This window comes from Pantoea sp. EABMAA-21, assembly GCF_030053335.1.
Lineage (GTDB): Bacteria > Pseudomonadota > Gammaproteobacteria > Enterobacterales > Enterobacteriaceae > Pantoea > Pantoea communis.
The window spans coordinates 290,578-302,895 of sequence record NZ_JASGBX010000003.1; the positions used below are offsets into that span (position 1 = coordinate 290,578).

General features: G+C 55.6%; 12 protein-coding genes. 10 read left to right on the forward strand and 2 right to left on the reverse strand.

The features are described 5' to 3' along the window. Nucleotides 1–53: 53 nt before the first annotated feature. Entirely contained in the window at nt 54–764 is a 711-nt protein-coding gene (locus QMZ65_RS06725) for a TerC family protein (protein ID WP_084937541.1), read from the reverse strand. Nucleotides 765–961: 197 nt separating this feature from the next. Continuing rightward, the gene (mutH, locus tag QMZ65_RS06730; protein WP_097117994.1) at nt 962–1,648 is read right to left on the reverse strand and encodes a DNA mismatch repair endonuclease MutH; all 687 of its coding nucleotides are present in this window, start codon (nt 1,646–1,648) and stop codon (nt 962–964) included. Here mutH and QMZ65_RS06735 point away from each other — a divergent pair. The 10 genes from QMZ65_RS06735 (at nt 1,647) to recC (ending at nt 12,250) form a co-directional block, all read left to right on the forward strand. Next, nucleotides 1,647–1,820: a hypothetical protein gene (locus tag QMZ65_RS06735; RefSeq protein ID WP_283215646.1), complete on the forward strand. Its 174-nt coding sequence runs from the start codon at nt 1,647–1,649 to the stop codon at nt 1,818–1,820. The two genes, mutH and QMZ65_RS06735, sit on opposite strands and share 2 nt — an antisense overlap. Nucleotides 1,821–2,332: 512 nt before the next feature. Beyond that, a complete protein-coding gene (rppH, locus tag QMZ65_RS06740; protein ID WP_034823115.1) occupies nt 2,333–2,863 on the forward strand; it encodes an RNA pyrophosphohydrolase in 531 nt (176 codons plus the stop codon). A 12-nt stretch (nt 2,864–2,875) separates the two neighbouring features. Next, nucleotides 2,876–5,122, forward strand: a complete 2,247-nt coding sequence (gene ptsP / locus QMZ65_RS06745) for a phosphoenolpyruvate--protein phosphotransferase (RefSeq protein WP_038645088.1) — start codon at nt 2,876–2,878, stop codon at nt 5,120–5,122. Between the two features lie 115 nt (nt 5,123–5,237). After that, nucleotides 5,238–6,119 (forward strand): prolipoprotein diacylglyceryl transferase, encoded by an 882-nt coding sequence (gene lgt / locus QMZ65_RS06750; RefSeq protein WP_034823111.1) that lies wholly within the window; start codon nt 5,238–5,240, stop codon nt 6,117–6,119. Continuing rightward, on the forward strand, nt 6,116–6,910 hold the full coding sequence (gene thyA / locus QMZ65_RS06755; RefSeq protein WP_045816400.1) for a thymidylate synthase: 795 nt from the start codon (nt 6,116–6,118) through the stop codon (nt 6,908–6,910). Before lgt ends, thyA begins: the two co-directional genes overlap by 4 nt. A 180-nt stretch (nt 6,911–7,090) precedes the next feature. Then, on the forward strand, nt 7,091–7,561 hold the full coding sequence (locus QMZ65_RS06760; protein WP_097117992.1) for a prepilin-type N-terminal cleavage/methylation domain-containing protein: 471 nt from the start codon (nt 7,091–7,093) through the stop codon (nt 7,559–7,561). Then, entirely contained in the window at nt 7,552–8,091 is a 540-nt protein-coding gene (locus QMZ65_RS06765; RefSeq protein WP_211729275.1) for a prepilin peptidase-dependent protein, read from the forward strand. Before QMZ65_RS06760 ends, QMZ65_RS06765 begins: the two co-directional genes overlap by 10 nt. Next, entirely contained in the window at nt 8,088–8,516 is a 429-nt protein-coding gene (locus QMZ65_RS06770; protein WP_283215647.1) for a DUF2509 family protein, read from the forward strand. The genes QMZ65_RS06765 and QMZ65_RS06770 overlap by 4 nt, the downstream gene beginning before the upstream one ends. Before the next feature lies 1 nt (nt 8,517). After that, on the forward strand, nt 8,518–8,790 hold the full coding sequence (locus QMZ65_RS06775) for a prepilin-type N-terminal cleavage/methylation domain-containing protein (protein ID WP_502921524.1): 273 nt from the start codon (nt 8,518–8,520) through the stop codon (nt 8,788–8,790). A gap of 79 nt (nt 8,791–8,869) precedes the next feature. Then, nucleotides 8,870–12,250 (forward strand): exodeoxyribonuclease V subunit gamma, encoded by a 3,381-nt coding sequence (gene recC, locus QMZ65_RS06780; RefSeq protein WP_283215649.1) that lies wholly within the window; start codon nt 8,870–8,872, stop codon nt 12,248–12,250. Nucleotides 12,251–12,318: the final 68 nt, after the last annotated feature.

The following is a 12,318-nucleotide window of genomic DNA, read 5'->3' on the forward strand; positions in this document are numbered from 1 at the left end:
TAATCGCATCATTCCTAAAATTAAAGGGCGAGATGCGCTCGCCCTTGACATCGTTAAGCCGCGCTTTTCTTGCTGCGCATCAGGTTCAGGCACTCCACGGCCATGGAGAAGAACATGGCAAAATAAATGTAACCTTTTGGTACATGGATACCGAAACTCTCCAGAATCAGGGTAAAGCCGACCAGAATCAGGAACGCCAGTGCCAGCATTTTCACCGATGGATGGCGCTCAACAAACTCACCAATAGAGCGTGCGGCAAACATCATCATCAATACGGCAATGACCACGGCTGCCATCATGATGAACAGATGATCGGACAACCCGACGGCGGTGATCACTGAATCGAGGCTGAAAATAATGTCCAGCAACATGATCTGAACGATCGCGCCGAAGAAGGAGTGGACGTTGGTTTTGTGCTCACCTTCGGCGCCTTCGATGGTTTCATGAATCTCCATGCTGGATTTCCACAGCAGGAACAGACCACCAAACAGCAGGATCAGGTCGCGCGCCGAGAAGCTGTGATCCATCAGGGTAAACAGCGGGTTGGTGAGGCGCACAACCCAAGCGATAGACGCCAGCAGACCCAGTCGCATCAGCATGGCACCCATTAAACCGAGGCGGCGAGCTTTGTTTTGCTGGTGTTTCGGTAGCTTAGCGACAACCAGCGACAGGAAGATAATGTTGTCGATACCCAAAACCACTTCCAGAATGGTCAAAGTTCCCAGTGCCAGCCAGGCATTGGGATCAGCAATCCAGTCAAACATGAATCATTCAATCCTAAACGAAAATTAAACGGCGATTATACACGTCCTGTTTCGGCTTGCAGCTGCCTTGGCTGCTCACGTTCACCCCAGTCACTTACTTATGTATGCTCCCGGGGATTCGCGTACTTGCCGCCTTGCTGCACCAAAAAAAGGCCCCATCACGGGAACCGAACCAGTCGTGTAAGGAGTCGAGTCATTTACAGTAGAAAATGGCGTGCCAGTAGCGGTCCGGTGAAGCTTTTCTTGAGATAAAAACCGCGCGGTAGCGTCATTATAGGCTCTCCATGCTCACCGATGGCTTCCGTCAGCGCTTTGCTGTTGGCCGCTTTCGGGCGGATCTGCAGCCAGGCGCCGTGACGGGCGGTAATACGTTCCACCTGGCCCAGCACGATCATATCCATCAACTCTTCCCAGTCTTCACGCAACTGCTGATCTTCTTCCTCGCTCGGTTGCCATAACAGCGGCGATCCCACACGACGATCCGCGAGGGGCAAAGCACGGTCGCCCTCAATCGGGATCCATAACACCCGCGCCAGCTTGTGGCGCACATGGCTGGTCTCCCAGGTTACGCCGCTGTTGCCGGTCAGAGGCGCAACGCAGACAAAGGTGGTTTCCAACGGTTTGCCCAGCGCATCCACGGGGATGGTCTTGAGTTCGATACCGAGATGGGCGAAATCCTGCTCCGCTTTGCTGCCCGCGCTGGCACCAAGGTGCAGCTCAATCAGCATGCCAACCCAGCCTTTATCCCGCCGCAAATCGGCTGGCACCGGCAAACGCAGCTGAGCTGCCAGTGCAGCAAACGTCTGGCCTGCCAGCTGTTGTGCACGTTGCAGTAATTCCGCTTCATCTTGTGGTGGCGGCGGCAATAAAACGGGGGAATTCATGGCAAAACTCATATTGGTTAAAGGATGTACAGCGCTGACGGGTGCGAGTTTTCCACATGCGCGCAGCGTGAATAACCGTGATAATAGCATGATTAAGCGTGCTTTTTTATTTGCATTGCCGGACGGTTGTGGATGCTATGGCAAGGTTATCCCAGTTTGTTATCGACAATGAACAGGATCTCAAGACTACTTATCCACAGAATGGTGGGATAACCCCCCTCGCAGAGCACCACTGTTTCGATTTACAGCCTTGACTTTAGCGATTTGAACGCTTTTTTTCCTTTCTTTGACCAGGTTTAGGGCATTATCTGTGGATAAAAGCGACGCTGGTGGATCTTTGAGCAGCGAATGGAACCTGAGGATAATTAGAAAGTGCTCCGCGTTGAAACACCACTGTCATTTTTTCCTATCACCATGATTAATGGTGTTTTTAGTGCTATTCTTTATCTGCCTTATGAGAATTTTCCGAAGTGGTTATTCAACTCATTCCCGTGTTCTGCACAAAGCTATCCACAGAAAAGGTGAATAAGATCGCCCTGAAAACCGCTCCGCTGTTTATAACTTGGCTAAACTCTGTGAGTTATCCTGTTTTTATTCGGCTATCGCCCCGGATATCCAGTGGTTTACCGCCTGTAAGGAGTGTGAAACAATCAGGCTATTCAAATTTTGCTTTGAGGTAGTCCAGTGATCGATGATGATGGCTACCGCCCGAATGTTGGTATCGTAATCTGTAACAGGCAAGGACAAGTGTTATGGGCCAGGCGCTTTGGACAGCACTCTTGGCAATTTCCTCAGGGAGGCATCAATCCGGGTGAAACCGCTGAACAGGCGATGTATCGCGAACTGTTCGAAGAAGTGGGTTTACACCGCAAAGATGTTCGAATACTTGCTTCAACCCGTAACTGGTTACGTTACAAGTTGCCAAAACGTTTGGTGCGTTGGGACACAAAGCCGGTGTGTATCGGCCAGAAACAAAAGTGGTTTCTTCTGCAGTTGATGTGTAGTGACGCGGAGATCAATGTGCAACACAGCAGCACGCCGGAGTTTGATGGTTGGCGCTGGGTCAGCTTTTGGTATCCGGTGCGTCAGGTCGTCTCTTTTAAGCGCGATGTCTATCGCCGCGTGATGAAAGAATTCGCTGGCGTGGTGATGTCTATGCAGGAGAGTGCGGGGCAGCGTAATAACAATGCCGCTCATCGACGTAAAAGAGGATAGGCCACGCCCTTTATGCTCACTCAGTTGCGCGAAATAGTAGAGAAAGTGGCGAGTGCTCCGCGTCTGAATGAAGCACTCGACATTCTGGTAAACGAAATTTGCCTTGCGATGGAAACCGAGGTCTGCTCGGTTTATCTCGCAGATCACGATCGTCGTTGCTACTACCTGATGGCGACGCGCGGGCTGAAAAAGCCGCGCGGTCGCACTGTCACGCTGGCGTTTGATGAAGGTATTGTCGGGCTCGTCGGACGTTTAGCCGAGCCGATCAACCTTGCCGATGCGCAAAGCCATCCCAGCTTCAAATACATTCCTTCTGTTAAAGAAGAGCGTTATCGCTCTTTCCTTGGCGTGCCGATCATCAGCCGTCGCCAACTGCTTGGCGTGCTGGTGGTTCAGCAGCGCGAACATCGTCAGTTCGACGAAAGCGAAGAATCCTTCCTGGTGACGCTGGCCACGCAGATGGCGGGCTTGTTATCGCAATCACAGCTCGGCCAACTGTTTGGTCAGTTCCGTCAGACGCGGGTGAAAGCCATCGCGGCGGCACCTGGCGTGGCGGTCGCGCCCGGTTGGGTTGATGAAACCCAGCCCTTGCTGGATCAAGTCTCTGCGGCCTCCACGCTGGATGTGCAGCGTGAACGCGAGCGTCTGGTGCTGGCAATGGGCGAGGCGGGCAATGAATTTCGCCGCTTTAGCAAACGCTTTACCGCCAGCGTGCAAAAAGAGAGTGCGGCGATCTTTGATCTCTACTCGCACCTGTTAACCGATGCCCGTTTGAAAAAAGATCTGTTTGCCGAGATTGATCGCGGATCGGTTGCCGAGTGGGCGGTGAAAACGGTGATCGAGAAGTTCGCCGAACAGTTTGCCAGCCTGCAGGATCAATATTTACGCGAGCGTGCGGGCGATTTGCGCGTGCTCGGACAACGTCTGCTATTCCATCTCGACGATACGCTGGTCGGCACCAATGCCTGGCCTGAACGCTTCGTGCTGGTGGCGGATGAACTCACCGCGACCACGCTGGCAGAGCTGCCACCGGAGCGTTTAGCCGGTGTGGTGGTACGCGACGGTGCGGCCAATTCCCACGCGGCTATTCTGACGCGCGCGATGGGCATTCCCACCGTCATGGGTGCGGATATCATCCCTGCGCAGCTCAACAAACGCCTGCTGATTGTCGATGGCTATCGCGGCGAGTTGTTAATCGATCCTGAACCCGTGCTGGTGCAGGAGTATCAGCGTTTGATCAGCGAAGAAAATGCGCTGAGCAAAATGGCTGAAGGTGTGGTGGAGCAGCCCGGCGAGCTGAAAAGCGGCGAACGGGTGCAGGTGATGCTGAATGCGGGCCTGAGCCCTGAGCATGAGCAGAAGCTGGATAACTGGGTGGATGGCATCGGCCTGTACCGCACAGAAATTCCATTTATGCTGCACAACGGATTCCCGTCGGAAGAGGAGCAGGTCGCGCAATATCAAGGCATGCTGCAACTGTTCTACGATAAGCCGGTGACGTTGCGTACGCTGGATGTCGGCGCCGATAAACAGCTGCCTTACATGCCGATCAGTGAAGAAAATCCTTGCCTCGGCTGGCGCGGCATTCGTCTGACGCTCGACCAGCCAGAAATTTTCCTGGTGCAGGTACGCGCCATGCTGCGTGCCAACGTGGCCTCCGGCAATCTCAGCATTCTGCTGCCGATGATCAGTCATATCGATGAGATCGACGATGCGCGTCGGCTGATCGATCGTGCCGGTCGCGAAGTGGAAGAGATGCTGGGCTATGTGATCCCGAAACCGCGTATTGGCGTGATGATCGAAGTGCCCTCCATGCTGTTTATGATCCCGCATCTGGCGGATCGCGTGGACTTTATTTCGGTGGGCACCAACGATCTGACGCAGTATCTGCTGGCGGTGGATCGCAACAATACCCGTGTGGCGAATCTCTACGATCCGCTGCATCCGGCGATGCTGCGCGCGCTGCAGAGCATTGCCCACGAAGCCCGTCAGGCCAAACTGGAACTCTGCCTGTGTGGTGAAATGGCCGGCGACCCAATGTGCGTGGCGCTGCTGGTGGGCATGGGTTATCACCACCTCAGCATGAACGGTAAAAATATTCCGCGCGTGAAGTATCTGTTGCGTCACCTCGATCACGAGGAAACGCAGAAGCTCAGTGAAAATGGTGTGGCGGCCCATACCGCTTCAGAAGTGCGCCATCTGGTGTCCGCGTTTATGGAACGACGTGGCCTGGGCGGTTTGATTCGCGGCGGCCGTTAACGGCGTTTACATTTCCACGGCAATTGTGAAAAGCGGCTGTGCTATCATGCGCAGCCTTTTATGGTATGACCCCTTAGCCAGACCCGTTTCAGGGCAGAAAAAACGATGGTGAAAGATGACTAACGGCTACATTTCGTTTCCCCAATTCGATCCGGTAATTTTCTCCATCGGACCGATTTCGCTTCACTGGTACGGTTTGATGTATCTGGTGGGCTTTGTATTTGCTATGTGGCTGGCGGTGCGCCGAGCCAACAAACCCGGCAGCGGCTGGAAAAAAGAAGAAGTGGAAAACCTGCTGTATGCGGGCTTCCTCGGCGTGTTCCTCGGTGGCCGTATCGGCTATGTGCTGTTCTATAACCTGCCACTGTTCCTCGATAATCCACTCTATCTGTTCAAAGTCTGGGATGGCGGTATGTCGTTCCACGGTGGCTTGATTGGGGTGATTGTGGTGATGCTGGTGTTTGCGCGTCGTACTAAACGCACTTTCTTCCAGGTATCTGATTTCATTGCGCCGCTGATTCCGTTTGGTTTGGGCGCCGGTCGTCTCGGTAACTTCATCAACGGCGAGCTGTGGGGGCGTGTCGATCCCAACTTCAAATTCGCCATGCTGTTCCCGGGGTCGCGCAGTGAAGATATCGCGCTGGCGGCCAACAATCCGCAGTATCAGCAGTTGCTGAGCACTTACGGTGTGTTGCCGCGTCATCCTTCGCAGCTGTATGAGCTGTTCCTCGAAGGTATCGTGCTGTTCATCATCCTCAACCTGTTTATTCGCAAGCCGCGCCCGATGGGCAGCGTCTCTGGCCTGTTCCTGATTGGCTATGGCGCTTTCCGCATCATCGTCGAATTCTTCCGCCAGCCGGATGCCCAACTGGGCCTGTTTGAAGGCGGCATCAGCATGGGGCAGATTCTCTCGATCCCAATGATTCTGGCCGGTGTGATTATGATGATCTGGGCGTTTCGTCGTCGTCCGCAGCAACAAACTCGTGAGGTAAAATGAAACAGTATCTGGATTTAATGCAACATGTGCTGAATGAAGGCGCAGAGAAAGCCGACCGTACCGGTACAGGCACCCTGTCGATTTTCGGCCACCAGATGCGTTTCAATTTGCAGGACGGTTTTCCACTGGTCACCACCAAGAAGGTGCACCTGCGTTCGATCATTCATGAACTGCTGTGGTTCCTGAAAGGCGAAACCAATATCAGCTACCTGAAAGATAACAAGGTGACGATTTGGGACGAGTGGGCGGATGAGAATGGCGATTTAGGACCGGTCTACGGTAAGCAATGGCGCAGCTGGGGCAGTGCGTCAGGCGAAGAGATCGACCAGATTAGCAAAGTGATTGAGCAGTTGAAGCGCGATCCCGATTCACGCCGCATCATCGTATCGGCATGGAACGTGGGCGAGCTGGATCAGATGGCGCTGGCACCTTGTCATGCCTTCTTCCAGTTCTACGTGGCAAACGGCAAGCTCTCTTGCCAGCTTTATCAGCGCTCGTGCGATATCTTCCTTGGTCTGCCGTTCAATATCGCCAGCTATGCGCTGCTGGTGCATATGGTGGCGCAGCAGTGCGATCTGGAAGTGGGTGATTTTGTCTGGACCGGTGGCGACACGCATCTGTACAGCAATCATCTGGAACAGGCACAGCTGCAGCTGACGCGCGAGCCACGCCCGCTGCCGAAACTGGTGATCAAACGTAAACCTGCTTCTATCTTCGATTACAACTTTGAAGATTTTGAGATTGAGGGTTACGACCCGCATCCGGCCATTAAAGCGCCGGTTGCGGTGTAAACGCACGCGTCATCACGCTGAAGCCCTGCCACTGTGCGGGGCTTTTTTATCTCTGTTATCTGTATCCGCCTCGCAAAAATTTGTCTCTGCCTGTACCGCGCGAAAACAGCCTGCGCGACGCTTTCCATCCTGCCGCTTGATGCCTTGTTGCCTGTTCGATTGAAGCGCACATTGGCTGCCATGAACAAACACGCAAATCTCGGTTTCACCCTGCTGGAGTTGCTACTGGTGATGGTGATCGCCGGCATACTCAGCCTCGGCGCCCTGCACAGTTGGCAGCGCTGGCAGCAGCATCAACAACTGCGCGATAGCGTGCTGCAGCTGCAGGGGTTTCTGTTACGGCTGCGCGCCCATGCGAACGGGCATAACAGCGATCTCAATTTGTGGCTGATTCCCGGCGAACGCGGCTGTTTGGGCGTAGGTGTAAAACCGGCGGAGGGCTGTGAACTGCCTTCACGCTGGTGGCTAGCACCGCCGCATGCCGGGGTACGCTTCAGTGCCATCATCGGCGAGCCGGGTTTCTTTGGACGGCGTGACGTGGCGCGCCCTGGCAGCATTGAGATTGAAAATGCGGCCGGTCGCTGGCGGGTGATTATCTCTGCGCGAGCACGTATTCGCGCCTGCCAGACCGGAGAAAAAGGGTGCGAGTAGCGGAGGCCGGTTTCAGCCTGCTGGAAATGCTGATTGCTCTGGCAGTAGGCGCGATATTGATGGTGAGTGTGGGCCGATTTTTGCCGCTACTGCTGGAGCAAAATCTGCGCCTGCAGCAGCGCGTGCAATTGCAACAGGAGCTACAGCAGCTTTCTCATACGCTGCAAAAAGCGTTACAGCGCGCGGGATACTGTCGTGGGCAATGTACTGGCCCCGCACTGACTCTGGCTGCGAGTGGCAGCTGTGTGCTGCTGCGCTGGGATGAAAACAGCAATGGGCGCTGGGAAGATGTGGGCAGCAGTGACAGCGACTTTTACGGCTATCGGTTGCGCAGCGGGCAGCTGGAAATGCAGCGCGCGGTGGATAACTGCAACGGCAACGGTTGGGAACGCCTAACCGATCCCGCTTTCCTCACCATCGAACATTTTAGCGTGGTGCGGCAAGGCACCCGATTAATGCTCCATCTGACGGGGCGATCGGGTAGACAAAGCCTGCAGGTGGAGCACTGGATTGAAGGACGAAACTTATGAACCAGCACGGCAACAGCACGCTGGGCATGGTGCTGATGCTGTTACTGCTCGGCAGCCTGACGCTGCATGCCACACGCACGCAGTTGTCACAGGGTATGGTGCTGGTGGCCGATACGCAGCAGCACCATAAAGATTTTGCGCAGGCACAGGCTGCGCTGCAATGGGGACTGATGCAGAGTTGGCCAGAGGCGTCCGGCTGGCAATGTCAGCAACAGCCCGTACACCAGTGGTTAAGCTGTTTATTACATACGGAGGAGGGCAATGCGCTGTTATCGGGTCAGGATGAAAAGAGTGATCTCCGCCTCTGGCAATGGGTCTCACCACGCAGCCATCGGCTGCAACCCCAGGCGCACGGCTGGATTGACTACTGTCCATTGTCTAAACCGGAGCACTGCCAGCCGCAGGAAGGATCAGCAGGGCTTTAGCCTGGCAGAAACGCTGGTGGCGATGCTGCTGCTGGCGATGACCATCAGCACGCTGTTGCAATACCATCGCGCGCTGGCCTTAGGGTTTAGTCAACAGTGGCAGCAGCGCCAGGCGTGGCAGGTTGCCGGACAAGCCTTGCTGGGGCGTGAGGTGGCGGGCTGGCAGATCGATCGTCAGCAGCAGAGTGTGGGCATAGGATGCGTGCTGGAGCGCGTCACGGTGACGAGCTCGCAACAGCGCAGTGCCAGCCTGGCTCAGCTCAATTGTCACTAAGGTGACCTCGGCGATAGGCATCGTTAGCGATACAGGGTAGAGTGACCAGGCTGCGCTGTTTTCCCTCTCAAGGAGATTTATGTTCCGGGTTTACCACTCCAATCAGCTTGATCTGTTGAAAAATCTGGCAGGTATTCTGATTGAAAACCAGCCGCTGAACGATGCGTTCGCGGCCGAACAGGTGCTGGTGCAAAGCCCCGGCATGGCGCAGTGGCTGCAGATGGAACTGGCAAACAGTTTTGGTATTGCAGCGAATATCGACTTTCCGCTCCCTGCGACCTTTATCTGGAACATGTTTGTCAAAGTGCTGCCCGGCATTCCAGAGGAGAGCGCTTTCACTAAAGCCAGCATGAGCTGGAAATTGATGCATCGCTTGCCCACCTTGCTGGAGCAGGAGGCCTTTCAGCCGTTGCGTCACTACCTCAATGATGACGATGACAAGCGCAAGCTTTATCAGCTCAGCGCCCGCGTGGCCGATCTGTTTGACCAGTATCTGGTGTATCGATCTGACTGGCTCAACAGTTGGGAGCGCGGAGAACTCATCGACGGCTTGAGCGATGCCCAACAGTGGCAGGCACCGCTGTGGCGCGATCTGGTGGCGTTCACTGAACAATTGGGCCAGCCGATGTGGCACCGTGCCAACCTGTATGCGCGCTTTATCCATGCGCTGGAGCAGGCCGAAACGCCACCGGCGGGATTGCCGCAGCGCGTGTTTATTTGTGGTATCTCCGCGCTGCCGCCGGTGTATTTACAGGCGCTGGAAGCGCTTGGCCGCCATATCGATATTCACCTGCTGTTCACCAACCCCTGCCGCCACTACTGGGGCGATATTCAGGATTACGCTTTCCTCGCCAAATTGCAGAGCCGCAAACGTCGCCGCATGCAGTCTGAAGAAGCACAGCCGCTGTTCCGCGATCCCGAAGCAGCGCCGACGCTGTTCAATGAACTCGGCGAGCAACAACTCACCAATCCGTTATTGGCCTCGTGGGGCAAACTGGGGCGCGATAATCTGTTTCTGCTGAGTCAGATGGAATCCGCCGCTAACGATATTGATGCCTTTGTTGAGATGCCGCAGGACAGCCTGCTACACAGTCTGCAAGCCTACCTGCTCAACCTGGATGACCACGCCGTGATCGGTTTGCACGCCGATGAACTGGGTAACAGCCACAAAAAACGGGTGCTCGACCCTGATGATCGCACCATCACGCTGCAGGTATGTCATAGCGCTCAGCGTGAAGTGGAAGTGTTACAGGATCATCTGCTGGCGCTGATGGAGGCCGATCCCGATCTCAAACCGCGCGACATCATCGTGATGGTGGCGGATATCGATAGCTACGCGCCCTTCATTCAGGCGGCGTTTGCCAGTGCGCCTGCGGATCGTTATCTGCCGTTTGCCATCTCGGATCGCCGCGCCAGCCAGGCACATCCGGCGATTCTGGCCTTATTGAGCTTGCTGGCGCTGCCAGACAGCCGCTTTGCTTCCGAAGAAGTGCTGGCACTGCTCGAAGTGCCTGCGCTGGCGCAGCGCTTCTCGGTGGATGAAAGCGGTCTGCGCCTGCTGCGCCGTTGGGTGATGGAATCCGGTATTCGCTGGGGGCTGGATGATGCCAGCGTCGAAGCATTGGCACTGCCTGCCACCGGTCAACATACCTGGCGCTTTGGCCTGCAGCGCATGCTACTGGGTTACGCGCTGGAAAGCCGCAACGGTGACTGGCAGGGCATTCTGCCTTACGACGAATCCAGCGGATTGATTGCCGAACTGGCCGGGCATCTGGCCGAATTGCTCTCTCGCTTAGAGTCGTGGCGCACCCGACTGACTGGCGAGCGTACGCTACCGGAGTGGTTGCCGCTGTGCCGCGAGCTGATCGACAGCTTCTTCAACGGCGATGCCGAAAGCGACGCAGCATTACTGCTGGTTGAAACCCAGTGGAAACAGATTATTGAGCAGGGCACGCAGGCTGATTATCAGCAACCGATTCCCGTCACCTTACTGCGTGATGAGTTGCGCTCGCGCCTCGATCAGCAGCGTATCAGTCAGCGCTTCCTGGCCGGGCCGATAAACTTCTGTACCCTGATGCCAATGCGTTCGATTCCGTTCAAAGTCGTCTGCTTGCTGGGGATGAACGATGGTGTCTATCCACGCACGCTGGCGCCGCTCGGTTTTGACCTGATGCAGCAGCAGGCACGCAAAGGCGATCGCAGCCGCCGTGATGATGACCGCTACCTGTTCCTTGAAGCCCTGATTTCGGCACAGCATCAGCTCTACATCAGCTATATCGGCCGCGCGATTCAGGACAACACCGAGCGTTATCCCTCAGTGCTGGTGACAGAGTTGGTGGATTATCTTGGTCAGAGTTTTTGTCTGCCAGGCGATGAAGCGTGCGAACCCGACGTCAGCGAGCAGCGTGTACGTGAGCATTTACAGAAGCTCCACAGCCGCATGCCCTTTGCAGCGGAGAACTTCCGCCCTGACGCTTACGGCCAGAGCTTCGCCGCAGAGTGGTTGCCTGCTGCTACCGACAGTGGCGTGGCACAGCCAGACTTTGTGCAACGGTTGCCGCCACTGCCGCTGGAAACGCTCTCGCTTGAGCAATTGCTGCGCTTCTGGCGTCATCCGGTACGGGCCTGGTTCCAACAGCGGCTGGGCGTGGCTTTCTGGATGGAAGAGAGCGAATTGCCGGACAGCGAGCCGTTTGCGCCAGATAGTCTGGAGCGTTATCAAATCAATGCGCAGCTACTGAATACCCTGGTCAACGGTGAGGATCCCGCGCAGCTTTATGCGCGTCATCGCGCTGCGGGCAATCTGCCTTATGGTGCTTTTGGGGAACTTTTCTGGCAGAGCCAGACCGAAGAGATGCAGGAAGTGGCTGCGGAAGTGAGTGGACAGCGTCAGCCCTCAGAGAGTTGGGAAATCAATCTGCCGCTGAATGGGGTGCAGTTGACCGGTTGGTTAACCCAGGTGCAAGCTGATGGACTGTTACGCTGGCGTCCGGGTGTGCTGAACATGAACGATGGTCTGCTATTGTGGCTGGAGCATCTGGTTTATTGCGCGCTGGGCGGCAAAGGAGAAAGCCGCATGTACGGGCGCAAACAAAGCCGCTGGCGTTTTAAAGCCATCGACGCTGAGTCTGCGCTGTCACTGTTGAACGAATACGTGACGGCTTATCAGGCGGGGATGACGGAACCGTTGATGTTGCTGAACAAATCGGGTGGCGCGTGGCTGGATGCCAGTTTTGATCGAAAATCCGGCCAGTTGCTGGACGATGACGCCACGCAGAAAAAGGCATTGAACAAATTGCTGCAAGCCTGGCAGGGTGGTTTTCAGGTGGAGGGCGAAGGCAGCGATCCTTATCTGCAGCGCCTGAGCCGGACGCTGGATGATGAGGCGGTGCAGGTAATTGTTGCCGCCGCTCGCCAGTGGTATTTACCGGTGCGCCTTGCGCATCAAGATGATGAATAGCAATTGGGTAACGCCGCTTTTGCGGGTGTTCCCAAAATCATAAAAAGTTGTCTATTGCGCCGCTGGGC